The organism is Mycobacterium persicum (genome assembly GCF_002086915.1).
GTDB classification, from domain to species: Bacteria; Actinomycetota; Actinomycetes; order Mycobacteriales; family Mycobacteriaceae; genus Mycobacterium; species Mycobacterium persicum.
In genome coordinates this window covers 5,239,370-5,258,720 of record NZ_MWQA01000001.1, presented here as the reverse complement: position 1 = coordinate 5,258,720, position 19,351 = coordinate 5,239,370, and the positions used below count along the sequence as shown (strand labels likewise).

The 19,351-nt window shown below is 64.4% G+C and carries 10 protein-coding genes; 8 read left to right on the top strand and 2 right to left on the bottom strand.

Going from position 1 to position 19,351, the window contains the following annotated elements:
• The first annotated feature begins 11 nt into the window (after positions 1-11).
• The 6 genes from B4U45_RS23940 to mtf2 all read left to right on the top strand — a co-directional run bounded on the left by B4U45_RS23940 (position 12) and on the right by mtf2 (position 6,717).
• Entirely contained in the window at positions 12-1,001 is a 990-nt protein-coding gene (locus B4U45_RS23940) for an ATP-binding cassette domain-containing protein (protein ID WP_075545334.1), read from the top strand.
• Positions 998-1,864 (top strand): ABC transporter permease, encoded by an 867-nt coding sequence (locus tag B4U45_RS23935; protein WP_075545335.1) that lies wholly within the window; start codon positions 998-1,000, stop codon positions 1,862-1,864. Before B4U45_RS23940 ends, B4U45_RS23935 begins: the two co-directional genes overlap by 4 nt.
• Positions 1,864-2,691 carry an ABC transporter permease gene (locus B4U45_RS23930; RefSeq protein ID WP_371687017.1) on the top strand — a complete coding sequence of 276 codons (828 nt, stop codon included), beginning with the start codon at positions 1,864-1,866 and terminating at the stop codon, positions 2,689-2,691. The genes B4U45_RS23935 and B4U45_RS23930 overlap by 1 nt, the downstream gene beginning before the upstream one ends.
• A gap of 48 nt (positions 2,692-2,739) precedes the next feature.
• Entirely contained in the window at positions 2,740-3,999 is a 1,260-nt protein-coding gene (locus tag B4U45_RS23925; RefSeq protein WP_075545337.1) for a phthiocerol/phthiodiolone dimycocerosyl transferase, read from the top strand.
• Between the two features lie 620 nt (positions 4,000-4,619).
• A complete protein-coding gene (locus B4U45_RS23920; RefSeq protein WP_371687015.1) occupies positions 4,620-5,342 on the top strand; it encodes a rhamnosyl O-methyltransferase in 723 nt (240 codons plus the stop codon).
• A gap of 565 nt (positions 5,343-5,907) precedes the next feature.
• Positions 5,908-6,717, top strand: coding sequence for a fatty-acid O-methyltransferase Mtf2 (gene mtf2 / locus B4U45_RS23915; RefSeq protein ID WP_075545338.1), 810 nt, complete (start codon positions 5,908-5,910; stop codon positions 6,715-6,717).
• A gap of 222 nt (positions 6,718-6,939) precedes the next feature.
• Here the strand turns inward: mtf2 and pks2 are convergent, their stop codons facing one another.
• Positions 6,940-13,245, bottom strand: coding sequence for a sulfolipid-1 biosynthesis phthioceranic/hydroxyphthioceranic acid synthase (gene pks2 / locus B4U45_RS23910; protein ID WP_075545339.1), 6,306 nt, complete (start codon positions 13,243-13,245; stop codon positions 6,940-6,942).
• A 576-nt stretch (positions 13,246-13,821) separates the two neighbouring features.
• Here pks2 and fadD28 point away from each other — a divergent pair.
• Together fadD28 and B4U45_RS23900 are read left to right on the top strand one after the other, a co-directional pair.
• Entirely contained in the window at positions 13,822-15,564 is a 1,743-nt protein-coding gene (gene fadD28 / locus B4U45_RS23905) for a fatty-acid--AMP ligase FAAL28/FadD28 (RefSeq protein WP_075545340.1), read from the top strand.
• Between the two features lie 82 nt (positions 15,565-15,646).
• Positions 15,647-18,364 (top strand): MMPL family transporter, encoded by a 2,718-nt coding sequence (locus B4U45_RS23900; protein WP_116671199.1) that lies wholly within the window; start codon positions 15,647-15,649, stop codon positions 18,362-18,364.
• Between the two features lie 34 nt (positions 18,365-18,398).
• Here the strand turns inward: B4U45_RS23900 and B4U45_RS23895 are convergent, their stop codons facing one another.
• Entirely contained in the window at positions 18,399-19,094 is a 696-nt protein-coding gene (locus tag B4U45_RS23895; RefSeq protein ID WP_075545342.1) for an LppX_LprAFG lipoprotein, read from the bottom strand.
• Between the last annotated feature and the right edge of the window lie 257 nt (positions 19,095-19,351).

Sequence of the window (19,351 nt, the reverse complement as noted above, 5' to 3'; positions counted from 1 at the left end):
GGAGGATCGGAATGCGCAACAACGACATGGCAGTAGTGGTCCGCGGGATTCACAAGGCGTTCGGCACGGTAGTGGCCCTCGATGACGTCAGTTTCGAAGTGGGCCGCGGCGAAGTGATCGGGCTGCTCGGTCCCAACGGAGCCGGCAAGACCACCATGGTGGACATCTTGTCGACGCTGACCCGGCCCGATGGCGGCTCGGCGACGGTCGCCGGCCACGACGTCGTTTCGGATCCGGCCGGTGTGCGCCGCTCGATCATGGTCACCGGACAGCAGGTGGCCGTCGACGACGCCCTGACCGGTGAGCAGAATCTGGTGTTGTTCGGTCGCCTGTACGGGCTGAGCAAGTCCGAAGCACGTCGCAGGTCGCAGGAACTGCTCGAGCAATTCGGGCTCATGCATGCCGCGAAGCGGCGGGTGAGCACCTATTCGGGCGGGATGCGTCGGCGCATCGACATCGCGTGCGGATTGGTGGTCCAGCCGCAAGTGGCTTTCCTCGACGAGCCCACCACGGGACTGGACCCAAGAAGCCGGCAGGCGATTTGGGATCTGGTGGCCAGCTTCAAGAAGCTCGGCGTCGCCACCTTGTTGACGACACAGTATCTCGAGGAAGCGGATGCGCTCAGTGACCGGATCATTTTGATCGACCACGGCACGATCATCGCCGAGGGCACCGCGAATGAGCTCAAGCACCGTGCCGGCGACACATTCTGCGAAATCGTGCCGCGAGATCTCAAGGACCTGGACGCCATCGTCGCGGCGCTCGGCTCGCTGCTGCCCGAGCAGAGCAGGGCCATCCTGACACCCGAGTCAGACCGGATCACGATGCCGGCGCCAGACGGCACGCACACCCTGATCGAGGCCGCGCGCCGAATCGACGAGGCGAACATCGAGCTGGCCGACATCGCGCTACGCCGGCCGTCGCTCGATGACGTATTCCTGTCCATGACAACAGATCCCAGCGAGTCGCTGAGTCATCTAGCGTCGGCGGGCATGCGATGAGCGCCGCGGCCACCGTTCCCACCCCGGCACCGGCCTTCAAGGGGTTCAGCCCGACCGTGGAGAAGCTGAACCAGTCGACGCTTCGGCAATGGCGGGTGCTCATCAGTCGCTTGTTCTTGCGCACGAGCATCGGCGAGTTGCTCACCACCGCCGGCGCGCCGGTGGTTTTCATGGTGGGCTTCTACATACCCTTCGCCATACCGTGGAACCACTTTGTCGGGGGTGCAAGCTCCGGCGTCGCCAGTAACCTCGGGCAGTACATCACGCCGTTGGTCACACTGCAGGCCATCTCGTTCGCCGCCATCGGGTCGGGCTTCCGGGCGGCAACCGACTCGCTGCTGGGTGTCAATAGACGGTTTAGCTCGATGCCGATCGCCCCGGTGACGCCGGTGCTTGCCCGCGCGACGGTCTCGGTGTACCGGTGCTCCATCGGTTTGGCGGTATCGCTGGTCTGCGGCTACGTGATCGGATTCCGGTTCCACCGCGGGGCCCTCTACATCGTCGGCTTTTGCTTATTGGTGCTGGCGATCGGGGCTGTGCTGTCATTCGGCACCGACCTGCTTGGCACAGTTACCAAGAACCCCGACGCCATGCTGCCGCTGCTGACCTTGCCCATTTTGATCTTCGGACTATTGTCGGTCGGCCTGATGCCGTTGAGGCTGTTTCCTCGGTGGATCCACCCGTTTGTCCGCAACCAACCGATCTCGCAGTTCGTTGAGGCGATGCGGGCGCTGGCCGGAGATACCACCAAGAGAGTCTTACCGGTGACGTGGCCTGTGATGGCACCGACGCTGGCATGGATCGTCGGTTTCACACTGTTGTTGGTGCCCATGTCCGTCGTCGTATTGTCCAGGCGGCGATGATGCCGGCCACAACTGAGGAAGTCGGGCTCGCGCCGGCGCGCTCGCAGAACCCGGAGAACTCTGTTCGCCTGCTCGTTGAGCAAACTCTCTTGCAGACCAAGCGGTTACTCATTCGGTGGGCGCGTGACTATGTCACCGTCGTCGGAGCGATCGTGTTGCCGATTCTGTTCATGGTGGTGTTGAACATCGTGCTCGGTAACCTGGCTTACGCCGTGACCCACGACAGCGGGCTCTACAGCATTGTTCCGCTCATCTCGATCGGTGCCGCGATCACTGGCTCAACATTTGTCGCGATAGACCTGATGCGCGAGCGCTCCATGGGTTTGCTTTCCCGATTGTGGGTGGTGCCGGTGCACCGGGCATCGGGTCTGATCGCTCGAATTCTGGCGAATGCGGTACGGACGCTGTTCACCACTTTGGTGATGCTGGGCACGGGCGTTGTGTTGGGTTTCCGGTTTCGGCAGGGCGTGATCCCGAGCCTCATGTGGGTAAGTGTCCCGGTGATACTGGGCATCGCTATCGCCGCCATCGTCACCACCGTCGCGCTCTACACCGCGCAGACCGTCGTGGTTGAAGGCGTGGAGCTGGTGCAAGCGATCGCGATTTTCTTCTCCACCGGCCTGGTACCGCTCAACTCTTATCCAGGCTGGATTCAGCCGGTCGTCGCCCATCAGCCAGTCAGCTATGCCATCGCGGCGATGCGAGGCTATGCGATGGGCGGCCCGGTCCTGTCTCCGATGATCGGGATGCTGGTGTGGACCATCGGTATTTGCGTCGCATGCGCGGTACCGATGGCCATCGGTTACCGACGGGCCAGCACGCACTGACCGAGCATGCGCTGGCCCGGCATGCAATGACCAGTAGGGGTTCTTGAGGTGTTTTCCGGATCCGTGATTCGAAAGCTGTCACACAGTGAAGAAATCTTTGCGCAGTACGAGGTTTTCACGTCGATGACAATCCAGCTGCGCGGCGCGGTCGACGTCGACGCGCTGTCGGATGCTTTCGATGCCCTCCTCGAGGCCCATCCGGTCTTGGCGGGTCACCTCGAGCCAAGCCCCGATGGCGGTTGGAATCTGGTTGCCGACGACATGCTCCACTCGGGGATCTGTGTCGTCGACGGCACCAACGGGGCGTCTTCGGGAGACTCACAGATCCGGCTCGACCAGAGTGTGTCGTTGATGGATTCGCGGCTGACGCTCAACGAGGGAGGGGCCGAGCTGACCCTGTATGTCCATCACAGCATGGCCGATGGTCACCACGGGGCCGCTCTCGTAGACGAGCTGTTCTCCCGGTACACCGATGCGGTAACTACCGGTGATCCCGGTCCGATAATCCCGCAGTCCGCCCCGCTGCCCATGGAGATCCTGCTCGAACAGCGGGGCGTCAAGAAGCAAGGGCTATCGGGAGCCGAGCGTTTCATGTCGGTGATGTTCGCCTATGAGCTTCCTGACACCACCAAGGCGGCTGTCCTCGCCGATCCTGGATCACCCCAAGCTGTTCCAGTGAGCAGACTCCTGCTCTCCAAGCTGGAGACATCGGACCTCGTTGCATTCGGGCGTGAACATCGACTCAGCGTCAACGCCGTGGTCGCGGCGGCTATCCTGCTGACCGAGTGGCGGCTGCGCAACACCCCGCACGTCCCGATCCCCTACGTTTACCCCGTCGACTTGCGATTTCTTCTTGCGCCGCCGGTGGCGCCGACCGAAAGCACGAACCTGCTCGGGGCAGCCTCCTACCTTGCGGAGATCGGCCCGGATACCGACATCGTCGATCTGGCAAGCGATATCGTTGCCACCCTGCGCGCTGATTTGGCCAATGGTGTGATCCAGCAGTCGGGGCTCCACTTCGGCACAGCATTCGAAGGAACTCCTGCCGGGCTGCCGCCACTTGTCTTCTGCACCGACGCAACCGCGTTCCCAACTATGCGCACACCACCGGGTCTTGAGCTGAAAGACATTCGGGGCCAGTTCTATTGCTCCATCAGCGTCCCTCTCGATCTGTATTCGTGTGGCGTCTACGATGGGCAACTGATCATCGAGCATCATGGGCACCTGGCGGAACCGGAAAAGTCCCTCGAGATGATACGTTCCATGCTGTGCACTGTTCCCTCCGAGTATGGCTGGGTTATGGAATAACCGGATGTCAACGGCTGCAGAGTAATTCGTCAACCAGCCGGGGAGCTGGTGTCTCGTGGGTGATGCAGGTAGCGGCGGCGTTGCCGGATAACCGGTTTGCCGACCACGCCGGACCGGCGCTTGACCCGCGTCATTGAGCCAATCCAATCCCTCGCAACATCCTGGGAACCTTGTCCGGTGTGCCCCAAGGTCTGGCGCCATAACGGCGTCCAGCGTGCGACATCACACCGACGCTTTCCACGTATTCTCCACCGTGATGATGATCATAAGAAAGCTCACTTTCATTTGCAGGACGGGCGGGTGCGCTAACTTCGAAAAGGGCCGATGCCAATCGCATTAACCCGAATTTGCCGTCAATCGCCGTACCAACGAATGCGGGTATCTGCTACGATCCTGCGGTGCAGTGGCCGCCTCAGAACATCTTGAGCCGGTAGGCCGGGTCGCGCTGACCTGGCACTGAGCCGGAGAGAGGCAACTCACGGAGCCAACTAGGTTGACAACATGCGGGCCTGAAGGATCGCCATACTCGAGTCCGCGCCGACACCATAGGTTCCGTCCGGCAACTGGTCAAATGGCCAATACTTCAATAACCGCGGACTGGCTAGTGAGGAGATGACGGGATGGACGTGGCGGGCACATTCATGCGACTGATGGACGTGTTGCGGAAACTCACCAGCGCTGTGGCCCAACTGATTTACCGACCGACCGGCTCCGCGGCGGAGGAATACCATAAGTGGTACTACAGCAATTTGGTGTGGAATCAGACTACGTGGTTGGGCGTCCAGTGCTGGAAGTCCGTGAGCGATATGTGGAATTACCAGGAGATCCTGTTCGACTTGAAGCCCTCGCTGGTCATCGAGTTCGGCAGCCGCTACGGCGGTTCGGCGCTGTTCTTCGCGAACGTCATGAGACACACCGGCCAACCGTTCAAGGTGGTCTCAGTCGACATCTCACACAAGGCCCTCGATCCAATGGCCCGTCGGGATCCTGACATTCTGTTCATTGAGTCCTCATCCACCGTCCCAGCCGTTGCCGAGCACATCGAACGACTCAAAGGCGAGTACCGCGGCACCATCTTCGCCATCCTGGACAGCGACCACTCCATGGATCACGTACTGGCCGAGATGAAACTGCTGCGGCCCCTTCTCTCCTCCGGCGACTACCTGATAGTCGAGGACTCCGATATCAATGGGCATCCCGTCCTCCCGGGGTTCGGACCCGGCCCATACGAGGCCATCGAGGCTTACGAGCGTGAATTCCCAAACGATTACAAGCATGACGTGGCGCGGGAGAACAAGTTCGGCTGGACATCTGCTCCTAACGGGTTCCTGATCCGCAACTAAGCGGTCCGCCAGCAGAATTGGATGGCCGAGGCCGTATGCGCGGCAGGTGCCGGGCATGCGAGCGACCGGCGCGGCGGCTGATCCGTTCTGCCACAGATGCCAATTGCGCTGTGCCGAATAATTTCCCGGGTTCATCGGATGGTCGGAGACGACGCCGTGGACATTCTCCACGGCTGGGGCGCGCTGGCCGAATGCCCCCGACATGCTCGGTCCACCGCCCCGGCAGTGTCCGGCCGACTGGCTGAGGCTTTGCGATGCCGCCAGACGGGTACGCGGCCAGGCCGGTTGATCGCATGCGTCAACCTGCCGTTGCGTAGTGTCAATCAGCACTCGACACCCTCACGGGCGCAACGAGTTTGTCGCCCACAAACTGCGCGGCGCAGACAACCCGAAGCCCCGGTGACGCCGCGGCTGGCGGAATCGGCTCGCCGTGGTACCAACCGTTGAGGGGCAGCGGTATCAGCGGTATCAGTAGCGGACATAGCGGCGGAGGCGTGGCAGACCGCTCCGGCGGTCACCGAGCGGACCATTTGGACCTTGACCGGCGGCCTGTCATACTCCGCATATGGCACTCAAAGACCGCGTGTACGACGTGGTTCTCCCGGTCGGCTGGAAGCTGAATCAGAAGGCCCAGAAGTACATTTACCCTTCGTTCACCAAGCGCGTCGCCACCGATGAGCTGGTGTTCCTCAACATGGGCTACGAAGAGGATCCACCGATGGCGATACCGCTGGAACCCGCTGACGAGCCCGACCGGTACTCCATCCAGCTTTACCACCGTGTTGCGGCCCAGGTGGATCTCACCGGCAAACGGGTGCTGGAGGTCGGTGCCGGACACGGCGGCGGAGCCTCATACCTCACACGTACCCTGCACCCGGCGTCCTACACCGGATTGGACCTGAACCCGGCCGGCGTTGCGTTTTGCCAAAAGAAACACCATGTTCCAGGCCTCGATTTCGTGCAGGGCGATGCTCAGAACCTGCCGTTCGCCGACGAATCGTTCGAGGCCGTGATCAACATCGAATCCTCACTCTACTACCCTGATTTCCCTCGTTTCCTCGGCGAAGTGGCGCGGGTCCTGCGTCCGGGAGGCCATTTCCTGTACACCGATTTCCGGCTCCCGTTTGGCATTGCCGCCTGGGGGACGGCGCTGGCCAACGCGCCAATGCGAATCGTTTCGCAGACCGAGGTCAATGATGAGATCCTGCGCGGATACGAGAAATTGTCGCCGTCACTGAAGGCGCTTTACGATCGCAATACGCCGCGGCTGCTACGGGGCGTATACGCAAAGCTTTTCGCAGTGGATGGCAAGACCACACATCCCCTGAAAAGCTGGGGATTCTCTTACCGCGTCTATTGCTTAACCAAACCCTGAGGCGGCGTCGGAGACATTGACCGACCGCAGGCGTCCCGCGGGATACCGCTGAACCAGCGGCTGATCCAGGCCTCGTCTTCGAAACCGCTGACGCTGCGTCGCCGCGACAGCGCCCATGGGGGGTCCTGAGAAAACGTTGTCCGGCCAACAACTTTGGCGGCCGGGTAGGAGGCACCGGGGACGACCAGCGAGTCGTCCCCGGGGTCAACCAAGCTCCGGCCTTTATGCCGCCGGCGTCGCCGCTTCTTCCTGGGCCAGCGTGTCCGCCAGGTGCTGGGCCAAGGCGCGCGCGGTGTTGTGCGTCGCGATGACCTTGGGAGACAGGCGGATCCCGGCCTCGGCCTCAATGTGAGTACGCATTTCGAGCATCCCCAAAGAGTCCAGACCGTACTCGAGGAATGGGCGGTCGGCGTCGACTGTGCGACGCAGGATCACGCTAGCCTGCTCGACGATCAGACGCCGCAGTCGGGCGGGCCATTCATCTTGCGGCACCGACATCAGCTCGGTGCGGAATTTGCTTGGGCCCCTTGAGCCTTGGCCAGCTGATTGGAACATTTCACCCCACGGGCTGCGCCGGACAAGGTCGGGCAGCCAAGGCGCCCCGATGATGGGGATGTACCCGGTGTATGCGCGGTCATAGCGCAGCAATGTTTCGAAGGCGTACGCACCTTCATCCGGGGTGATCATGACTTCGCCGCCCTCGGCCAGGAACGTGGCGCGACCTACCTCTGCCCACGCACCCCACGCGATCGCGCAGACCGGCAGTCCTTGCGCACGGCGCCAGTGAGCGAAGGCGTCGACCCAACTGTTGGCCGCGGCATAGGCACCCTGCCCGGGCGACCCCAATAGGGCCGCACCCGAGGAGAATAAGCAGAACCAGTCCAGCGGCTGTCCACTCATGGCGCGGTGCAGGTTCCACGATCCGAAAACCTTCGGGGACCAGTCGCGGTCGATCAGCTCATCGGTGATGTTGGCCAGCGTGGCATCCTCGACCACCGCCGCCGAATGCAGCACGCCGCGTACCGGAAGCCCGGTGGCGGTTGCCACGCTCACCAGGCGATCACCGGTCTCAGGTTCGGCGATATTGCCGCACTCCACCACGATGTCGGCACCGGCCGCGCGAAGACTCTCGATGGCCTGCCGCGCCTTGGGGTTTGGCTGGGAACGAGCGGTCAGCACGATCCGACCACAGCCCGCCGCAGCCAGTTTCGAGGCGAAGAACAGGCCAAGACCCCCTAGGCCACCCGTGATGATGTAGGCGCCGTCGCGGCGGAACACCGGCACCCGCTCCGGAGACACCACGGCACTGCTGCGCCCGCTGCGCGGCATGTCGAGCAGCAGCTTGCCGGTGTGCTCGGCATTGCTCATCGCCCGGATGGCATTGGCAGCGTCGGCCAGCGGGTAGTGCGTGCACTCCGGTGCGGTCAGCACACCGTCCGCGGTCAGTTTGAACACCGTGGTGAGCAACTCGCGGACGCGGTCGGGCTGCAGCACGGACATCAGCGCCAGGTCCAGGTAGTAGAACGTCAGCCCGCGACGGAACGGGTACAGACCCAGCCGGGTGTTGCCGTACACGTCGGCTTTGCCGATTTCGACGAACCGCCCACCGAACGCAAGCAGCTCCAGCCCGGCCCGCTGAGCCGCACCGGTCAGCGAGTTCAGCACGATATCCACCCCGTACCCGTCGGTGTCGCGCCGGATTTGATCGGCGAACTCGACGCTGCGGGAGTCGTAGACGTGCTCGATGCCCATGTCGTGCAGCATGGCGCGCTTGCGCGGATTGCCGGCGGTCGCGAAGATCTCCGCTCCGGCGGCACGCGCGATGGAAATGGCCGCCTGTCCCACGCCACCAGTTGCGGAGTGGATCAACACTTTGTCACCGGCCTTGATCCCGGCCAGGTCGTGCAGCCCGTACCAGGCGGTGGCGTTTGCGGTGGCCGCCGCGATCGCCTGTTCATCGGCCAGCCCGGGTGGAAGCGTGACTGCGAGGTTGGCGTTGCACGTGAGGAAGTTGCGCCAGCAGCCTCCTTCGGAAAAGCCGCCGACGCGGTCACCTACCTGGTGGTCGACTACCCCTTCCCCGACTGCCGTCACCACACCGACGAAATCCATGCCCAACTGCGGCTCGCGGTCGTCGATGATGGGGAATTTTCCGAACGCGATAAGAACGTCGGCGAAGTTGATGCTGGAGTGGGTGACAGCCACCTCGATCTGCCCGGGCCCGGGCGGAACGCGATCACAGGCGGCGAGTTCCAGTGTTTGCAGGTCGCCGGGCGTGCGAACGTGCAGCCGCACACTGTCGTGTTCATGGTCGACAGTGGTGGTTTGTCGCTCGTCATGGCTCAGCGGGCTGGGGCAAAGGCGCGCCACATACCAGTCACCATCGCGCCAGGCGGTCTCGTCCTCATCGGAGCCTCCCAGCAGTTGCTGGGCCACCTTTTCTACTTCCGTGTGTTCGTCCACATCGATGTGGGTGGTGCGCAACAGCGGGTGTTCGCTGCCGATCACCCGCAGCAAGCCACGTAGCCCGGCCTGCTCCAGGTTCGCCTGGTCGTCCGACCGAACGATCTGGGCTTGCCTGGTCACGACGAACAGGCGAGGAAGCTCACCCTCCAATTCCGCCAGCTCCCGGATGATCCGAACCAGATGACGCACCTGCTCGCGGCCCTCCAACAGGCTGTCCTGGTCCGGCTCGCCGCCGCGCGGCCCACAGAGGATCACGACACCGTTGTTCGCGCGAGCACGCAGCTGACTGCCGAGCCTTTCCAGCGTGGTTGCCGCCTCGACCTCCCTCGGCAAGTGCAGGGTGCTGCATTCGGTGCCTTGGGGGCCGTGGGTTTTCAGGGCGTCCGTCAACGTGGAAGTCAGCATGTCGGCGCCGTCGGAGGCGTCGATCAGCAGCCATGATCCCGCCTCGGCCGCGGTGGCCTCGGGCAGGTTTCGCTGCTGCCACGCCAGGGTCAGCAGCCGCTCGCTGAGCACGCGGTTGCGCTCGGCGCTTTCGGACGTACCGGTTCCCATGTGCAGGCCTCGCACCGCCAGCAGCACGGTCCCGTGCTCGTCCAACACGTCGAGGTCAGCCTCGCCCCCAGTGACCCCGGCCTTGGTCAGCCGTGTGTAGCAGTAGCGGGCATTGCGTGTTGGTCCATAGATACGCAGGCTGCGCACACCCAGTGGCAACAGCAGACCACCGCTGCCGGCGGCATCGACGCCGGCACCGACCGACTGGAAACAGGCATCCAGCAGCGCGGGATGAACGTGGTAGGCGCCCTGTTGGAAGCGGATCGAAGCGGGCAACCCGACCTCCGCCAACACGGTGCCGGCTCCGGCCTCCGCGGTGTGCGCGGTGGCCAGACCGCTGAACGCGGAACCTAACTGAACGCCACGCTTGGCGAACGATTCCCGCATCTCGGCCCCGTTCACACTGGACGGGTGCGCCGCCAACAGGGCGGCGATGTCGTAGGCCGGCGGCAACAAATCGTCCGCGACGGCATGCAGCGTCGCGGTGGCGTGCCGCGTACTCTCACCGTCCTGATTAGACGCCACCGCGAAGTTGACGACACCTGGCGCATCGACCGAGGCGATTGCGTCGATCGGGGTCTGCTCGTCGAGCAAAAGCATTTGCTCAAAGGCGATGTCGCGGACCTCCGACGCCTCGCCGAAAACCTCCCCCGCCGCGGCCAACGCCATCTCACAGTAGGCTGCGCCGGGCAGTGCGGCCACGCTATGCACCTGGTGGTCGCTGAGCCAGGACAACGTCGCGGTACCGATATCGGCCTGCCAGACGTGGCGCTCCGGCTGTTCGGTGAGCCGCACATGCGAGCCCAGCAGCGGATGCACGGTAATGGTGCAGGCGCCTTGCGCCCTTTGTTCTTGCCCTTCGCCTTCGATGTACAAGTGCGGGTGGGTCCACGCCGGCAACGGCGTATCGACGAGCCGGCCCGCGGGATACAACACCGAAAAGTCCACGGCGGCACCCGCGCTGTGCAGATCAGTCAGCAATCCGCGCAGCCCCAGCGGCAGCGGCTGCTCACGCCGCATGCCCGCCAGAGCCGCCGCCGACATGTCGAGACTGCGGGCGGTCTGGTCGACGGCCCGGGTCAGCAACGGGTGAGGTGACAACTCGGCGAAGACCCGGTAGCCGTCCTCCAGCGCAGCCTGCACCGCCGCAGCGAATTGGACCGTATTCCGCAGATTGTCCACCCAGTACCGGGCATCGCACACCGGCCGCTCGCGCGGGTCGAACAACGTCGCCGAGTAGTACGGAACCTTGGGTGTCATCGGTTTGAGATCACCCAAGGCCGCGGCCAAGTCGTCAAGGATCGGGTCGACTTGAGGCGAATGCGATGCGACATCGACGGCCACCTCCCGCGCCATCACGTCACGCTGCTCCCACCGTGCGACCAGATCGCGCACCGTTTCGGTGGCGCCGCCGATCACCGTCGACTGCGGCGAGGCCACCACCGAGACCGCGACATCGTCGATTCCGCGTGCCATCAGCTCCGAATTCACTTGCTTGGCAGGCAGTTCCACCGACGCCATCGCGCCGGCCCCGGAAATGCGGCACATCAACTTCGAGCGGCGGCAGATGACCCGCGCCCCATCTTCCAGCGACAGCGCTCCAGCGACCACGGCTGCGGCCGCTTCGCCCAGCGAGTGTCCGACCACCGCGCCCGGGCGGACTCCGTAGGACTGCTCCATCGTGGCGGCCAACGCGGTCTGCATTGCAAAGATGGTCGGCTGCACCTTGTCGATGCCGGTCACCGTCTCTGGCGCAGTCATGGCCTCGGTGACCGAAAAGCCCGATTCTTCGGCAATGACCGGCTCGAGCGCCGCGATGGTGGCGGCGAAAACCGGTTCGCTCGCCAGCAGGTCAACGCCCATCGCCGCCCACTGCGAACCCTGACCGGAAAATACCCACACCGGTCCGCGGTCGCCCTGCCCCACCGCGGCCTCATACGGGAGCTCGCCATCGGCGACCTCACGCAACCCCTGGACCAGCTCGGGCAGACCGCTGGCCACCACCGCGGTGCGCACCGGCCGGTGCGCGCGCCGCCGCGCCAACGTGTAGGCCACATCCGACGGCACCACGGAGTCCTGGTGGTCTTCCACCCATTCGGCAAGCCGGCGTGCGGTCTGTCGCAGCCCTTCGGTGGAGCTGGACGAGATGGGGAACAGCAGCGGCCCCCCCGCCTCGGACGCCGGCGCGGAAACTACTGCGCGGCCTGGTGCCTGTGCTGGTGCTTGCTCCAGGATCGCGTGTACGTTCGTTCCCGACATCCCGAACGACGACACCGCGACCCGCTTCGGCGCGTGGTCGTCGCCATTGGGCCACGGCGTAACCGCCTGCGGCACAAAGAGTCCCGTCTCGATCCCGGCAAGTTCATCGGGAAGGCGGTTGAAGTGCAGCAGCGGCGGCAGCACCCCGTGCTGCATGGACAGAATGGCCTTGATCAGACCGACCGCCCCCGCCGCGGCAGTGCTGTGGCCCATGTTGCTCTTGGCCGACCCGAGCGCACACCGGGTGCCGGCGCCGTACACCCGCGCCAGGCCCCGGTATTCGATCGGGTCACCGATTGGTGTGCCGGTGCCGTGCGCCTCGACCGCGCCGACCGTTTCGGCCTCCACGCCCGCTGCCGCCAACGCCGCGCGGTACACGGCCACCTGGGCATCCTCCGACGGCATCGTGAGCGTCTCCGTGCGACCGTCCTGATTGGTGGCGGTGCCGCGCACCACGGCAAGAATCCGGTCGCCGTCGCGCAGCGCATCCGGCAGCCGCTTGAGCAACACCATCGCGCACCCCTCGGAACGCACAAACCCGTCCGCGTCGGCGTCGAAGGAGTGGCAACGTCCGGTCGGTGAGAGCATGCCCTGACCGGATGCCGCCACGCTTGCGTGCGGCTCCAGCAGTACCGCGCAGCCGCCCGCCAACGCCAGGTCGCTTTCGCCGTCGTGCAGGCTGCGACAGGCCAAGTGCACCGCCATCAGACCCGACGAACACGCAGTGTCAAACGTCAACGCCGGACCATGCAGGCCCAGTGCGTAGGCGATCCGCCCGGATGCCACGCTGTTGTTCAGTCCGGTCACCACGTAGGGGCTCGCCAAGCCGCTGGCTCCATGGGTGACCACCAGGTAGTCCTCATGTGTCAGACCGGTGAACACCGCCGTCGATGAGCCGGCCAGCGACGCCGGGTCCAGGCCGGCATGCTCGATCGCCTCCCACGAGGTTTCCAGCAATAGCCGGTGCTGCGGATCGATCGAGATCGCCTCCCGCTCGCTGATCCCGAAGAACTCGGCATCGAATCCGGCGACGTCGTCGAGGAACGCACCCCACCGCGACACCGTCCGCCCAGGCACTCCGGGCTCAGGGTCGTAATAGTCGTCGGCCTCCCAGCGGTCTGGTGGAATCTCGGTGACCAAGTCGTCGCCACGCAGCAACGACTCCCACAGTTTCTCGGGCGAGTCGATTCCCCCCGGAAGCCGACATCCCATGCCGATGACCGCAATGGGAGTGACACGTGTTTCCATTCGCTCTCTAACCTCGTCTCAGCTCAGCTCAACGGGAGTTCCCCGACGACATCCCCGAATTTTTCACAACAGGCAGCGAGCTGGCCGCACCGCCGCTCTGCCAGTCCCCAGCCCGGATCTCGACACCAAGGCAGGTCTCGGAGAGACAAGCTTAGACGGCTGTACAAGATTCTGAGGACCAATGGGGCGAATTCCTCCGGTTTCCGCTGCGGTTAGCTGCCTGAGCAGCGCAAATGAAAATCACCGACCGCCGACCGACGCTCGTGACGAGGGTGGTCCCCCTGTGCAGCCTGGTTCGCCTCGGCAGCAACCTGACGTCCATAACGTCGAGATGACGCCATGACGAGATGACGCCATGACGTGCCAAACGCTGCGATGGGTTCCCCGGCGGCCACAGTGCCGAGCCCGGCAGGTCCGCATGGCGCGACCAGCGTGTCGACATCGCCTCGCTGCGCCTGCTTCATCGGCGCCGGGCCCCGCTGAATCGGCGGTTGTGACCCTGCAGCCCGCTGGGTCCTAACCCTGCGGATGCCGTCTCACAGCCGTCATGACGGCCGGACGGTAACGTGATAGCTCATGAGTGTGCGTTCCCTGCCGGCTGCGCTCCGCGCGTGCGCCCGGCTACAGCCCAATGACCCAGCGTTTACCTACATCGATTACGAAAAGGACTGGGCCGGTGTCCCCGAAAGCCTGACGTGGTCACAGTTGTACCGGCGAACGTTGAACGTTGCACGCGAGCTGAGTCATTGCGTTCCGGCCGGTGAGCGCGCGATGATATTGGCCCCCCAGGGACTCGATTACATCACCGCTTTTCTCGGCGCGTTACAGGCCGGAGTTATCGCGATTCCGCTTGCGGTCCCTCAGGGCGGCGCCACCAATGAACGCGTTGATGCGGTACTGCAGGACGCGTCGCCGGGTGCCATTCTCACGACATCTTCGGTTATCGACGATGTCAGCCAGCACGTTACCGCGCAGCCCGGTAAGTCCGCGCCCTCGATCATCGAAGTTGATTTACTGGACCTGGATTCTGCGAGTGGATCCAGTGCCGGCGACGATAACCACCCCTCGATTGCGTATCTGCAATATACCTCCGGGTCGACCCGTACCCCGGCGGGCGTCGTGATGACACATCAGAACCTGCGGACTAATTTCGAACAGCTGATGGCCGGCTACTTTGCCGACACTGACGGGATCCCCCCGCCAGGTTCGACCCTGGTTTCGTGGCTGCCGTTTTATCACGACATGGGTTTGGTTCTGGGAGTTTGTGCGGCAATTTTGGGGGGATATCCCTCACTGTTGACCAGCCCAGTCGCGTTCCTGGCACGTCCGGCACGGTGGTTACACATGCTGGCCAGCACTCCGCACACATTCTCCGCAGCGCCGAATTTCGCCTTCGAACTGGCGACAAAAAGGGTATCTGACGAGGAAATGGCCGGGCATGACCTCGGCGAAGTACTCACCATCCTCAGTGGCAGCGAGCGGGTGCACCCGGCGACGATCAAGCGCTTCGCCGACCGATTTGCGCGCTTCAATCTGCAAGAAAAGGTGATCCGTCCCTCGTACGGCCTGGCAGAAGCAACTGTCTTCGTGGCCACCAGCAGGCCTAACCATCCGCCGAAATTTGTCGATTTCGAAACCGAAAAATTGACCGACGGCGAAGCAAAGCCCTGCAATAACGGAGACGGCACAGCGCTAGTCAGCTATATTTTGCCGCAATCACCCATCGTGCGAATCGTGGATCCGGAGACTAGCACCGAATGCCCGGAAGGAACGGTCGGTGAGATTTGGGTGCATGGCGACAACGTCGCTACCGGCTATTGGCAAAAGCCGGAAGAGAATGCACGCACTTTCGGCGCAAAGATTGTGAACCCCTTGGCGGGAACACCCGAAGGTCCTTGGCTGCGAACCGGAGACTCGGGTTTCGTCAGGGACGCCGAATTCTTCATCATCGGCCGGATCAAAGACCTGCTGATCGTTTACGGGCGCAATCACTCTCCCGACGACATCGAGGCGACGATCCAAGAGATCACCCGGGGCCGCTGCGCGGCAATAGCAGTCCCCAGTGATCGCAGCACCGAAAAGCTGGTCGCCATCATCGAACTGAAAAAACGCGGCGACTCGGATCCCGATGCGATGGAGCGGCTGGGCGCCATTAAGCGTGAAGTCACCACGGCTTTATCGGCTTCGCACGGCCTTAGCGTCGCGGACCTGGTGTTGGTTGCGCCGGGCTCGATCCCGATTACCACCAGCGGCAAGGTCAGGCGAGCAGCATGCGTCGAGCAATACCGCCAAGATCAATTCGCTCGCTTAGACGTTTAACAAGGCCGGCCGTCATCCCCAGAATTGGTACATCCGTGTGAAAACGTCGTGCCCGGACACCGACGTCAGTACGATCGCGAGCGTGCCCGGCGACGAGAGCCATCGGCGATCTCGGGTCGCCCGCCTACTTGTTGTCGCCGCTTGGATTGCCGCAGCGGTGATCGCCAACGTGGTTCTTGCGCTGACACACGCGAAACCCGGCGATACCGCCTCGGCGCTGCTGGCCCCGGACGCCACGACGGCGGCAGCCAACAGCCGGATCGGGCAGTGGTTCCCGGGCAGCGGCACCAACGCCATCGCCTACCTGGTGGTGGACGGCCGCGACCAGCTCGGGCCGGCCGACCAGCATTACTATGACGCCGCGGTGAGCGCACTGCGCGCCGACACCGCCCACGTCGGATCGGTCCTCGACTGGTGGTCTGACCCCCTCACCGCGCCGCTGGGAACCAGTCCCGACGGGCGCTCCGGCGTCGCGATGGTGTGGCTGGTGGGCGAGGCCGGTAGCGACAAGGCGCGCGAATCGTTCGATGCGGCCCGAGCGGTGGTGCGTAAGCTACCGCCGAGTCCGGGGCTTCGCGCCCGCATGGTGGGCGCGGATGCCATCAACCACATCCCGCTGCGCATGCAGGTGTGGCAGGGTGCGGCGGTCGCGGTCGCCGCGGCGGTGCTCGCCGTGCTGCTCCTGCTCCGATCGCGGCAGTCCCCGCGTTCGGTCGCGATGGTGCTGCTGGCCACCGGACTCTCATTGACAGTGGGGTGGCCGCTCGCCGCGATGGTGCCGCGAAGCAGCACGGCGCTGACGGTGTTTTCCGGGACCCTCGCCTTTGTCTTGACGATCGCCACAATGACCGCAGCCACCCTGCTTGCTGCCCGGCTCGGGCCCGACGGCAGTGTTGCGGTGACGGACCGGCACGCATACCGCGCTTTGCTGCCCCGGTTGGCGCTGCCCGGAGCGTGCGTCGCGCTGGTCACCGGCCCGCTGCTGCTTGCGCAAACACCCGCGCTGCACAGCGTCGGCAGCGCCGCACCGGATGTTGCGGTGGCACTTGCGGTTTCGTTGACACTTCTGCCTATCTTGCTCGGCTTCGCCATGCCTCGCGGGCTGTCAGGGCCGCAGACCGGCGGCCTCGGCTGGGCTGGCCGGTTGCCAAAGCCCGGCTTCTCCAACCCCATTGCCGTGGCTGTCGTGGTGCTGGCGATCTGCGCGCTACCCGTCATCGGAATGCGCTGCGGTATCGACGAATCCCGGGCAAACCCACCCGGGACCAGCGCCGCGCGACTGCTGCCCGGAAATCCCCTGCCCGACGTGGTGGTGGTCAACTCCGCCGCGGATCTTCGCCAGCCGGCAGGGCTCATCGCCATCGATCAACTCAGCCACCGACTGATGGAGATTCCCGGGGTGCGCAAGGTGGAGTCGGCGGCATGGCCGGCCGGTGTCCCGTGGGCCGACGCCTCGCTTACCTCCGCCGCGGGCAAGCTCTCCGATCAGTTGAACCGGGGGGCCGGGTCGTTCATGCCGCAGCTGAATGCCATCAAGTCTCTGGGAGCCACGATCGATCAGGTCAGCGCCGCCGTCGACGAGCTGGACAGCAGCGTGAGAATCGGTCTCGCCGGGGCGAATCAGATACAGCAGAACATCAACCGCGTCATCTCTGTCACGCAGAACCTCCGGGGCAGAGCTGCCGAAGTTTCGCAATACCTGAACCCGTTCCGGGACTTGATCACCGGCGGTACGTATTGTCCCGACGAGCACCTGTGCTCGGTCGCGCGGCAGATCGTGGGACCCCTGGACCTGGTGGTCGCCGATGTGGCCGCGCTGACCAACGGCGCCGACCGCATGGCCGCGGTGTCGAACCAAACAATGGGCGCCTTCGCCTCGACACCGCACGTGGTGGGGGAAATGCGGTCGACGCTGAGCCAGCTGCGCTCCTTCGTGCCAAAGCTCGAATCAAGTATCCAAGAGATCCTGCCGCAACTCGTGCAGGTGTCGGCGTTCCTGAAGAACATCAGCGTCGATTTCGCCGACACCGGAGAGGGCGGTTTCCACCTCACCCGCAAGGAACTGGCGGATCCGTCGTATCAACACGTGCGCCAATCGATGTTCTCGGCCGACGGCACCGCGACCCGGCTGTTCGTCTATTCCGACGGGAACGGTCTGGACCTCGGCGCGGCGGCGCGGGTGCAGTCGCTCCAACTTGCCGCGGGCGCGGCAATGAAGTACGGAAGCCTTGTCGACAGCCAGATCACGGTCGCCGGGGCCGCGCAAGTAGCCGCAGCCGTCCGCGGCGCCCTCACCCATGATGCCGTGCTACTGGCCGTGACGATGCTCGCGGTGGCGGCCTTGATCGGCCTGTGGCGCGGCGCGGTCAGCGGACTGGCGGCCGGCCTGGTGGTGGCCGCGTCCTACCTTGCCGCGCTGGGGATTTCGGTGGCGCTGTGGCAACACTTGCTGGATCGCGAGCTGCAGGCCGCGGTTCCGCTGGTGTCGTTCGCTATCCTCGCCGCGTTCGGCGTCCCGCGTCTCGCCGCCACTTTTCTCGCCACCGATCGTGTGGGGACCGTGACGCTTCGGAGCGCCGTCGCCCCGCTCACCGGCCTTGGTGCCGTTTTCGCCGGCGGCCTACTGTTGGTGTCGGCCGCTTCCCCCGACGCTCTCACCCAGCTCGGTACCGTTGTGCTGATCGGGCTGGGCGTGCTGACCGTGGCCGTGCGCGTGGGCATCCCGGCCGTGATCACCAGGGGCCGCACTCAGCGGCCGGCCGAGCAGCCGCCGGCCGTCGAGCCCACAGCGGACAGCTGAAACGTGTTGGCTCCCGGCGTTGCTAGTCGACTTACTAGTCGACGTTGAGGGGTTCGTTCCATTTCGACAGGGTCAGCTCGACCGCCCCGGACCCGATGTCGATGTTTGCCCGCACGAGGCGGTGCGACCCGTCCGAGGCGATCCACACGGTCGCGGGCCTAGGCTGCCTGGCTGCAGGATCCAACATCTTGACGGTGTCCGTCGGCACGGTTCCGCTGATCTTGGTGGTGGGAATTCCGTCGATCACCTCCGAGCCTTGCGACTGCAGATTGGTGATACCCGCGAGCACCTTCGCCACCCCGTTGCTGGGATCAACCACCCGTGAGGCTGCCAACTCGGAGACCGAGCCCAGGTTGGTCCAGTCATCGAACAGCTTCACCGAGATGTTGTCGTCCTTGGTGCGGAACGGGACGTCCGGCTGGCCCTGATAGGTGCACACCCCCTTCGCGGCGAGCGGATTGGCCCGGACATCGACGTCGGCGCTGGTGATACCGAGCAAGCTGTCGACTTTCCCGGACGTTCGAATCGCCAGGTGCACGCTCGTCAAGGCCTTTGTCGCCTCGAGCGACTGCTTGACCTCGGTCACCAGCGCGGGGTCGCTCGTCGTGCTGACCGAACTGTGCGCCTCGGATTCGGGTTTGTCGGCAGCGCAGCCGGATAGCCACAGCATCAGCCCGGCGGCCACCGCCACCACGAGGGCGAAAGTCACCGGCGGTTTCCGATCGTTCATTGCTCATCCTCTCGATGATGTTTCGCCCGAACCGCACGCGACGCGTGCGGCATCGACCCAACACACAGACCAGTCAAGCCACCACAGCTCAGCAAGGCAGCGACGACGTTCACCGGTTCAGTGCCTTGTCCCGGCCCTGTCCCGGCCCTCTCCGGCCCCCGTGATCCGCCGCGTGTGGCTGATCAACCCAGCCGACTATAGGTTCGTTGCGTCCACACTAGTCCGGCGCGGTAACGCCCGGGCGCCCGTCGCGAACC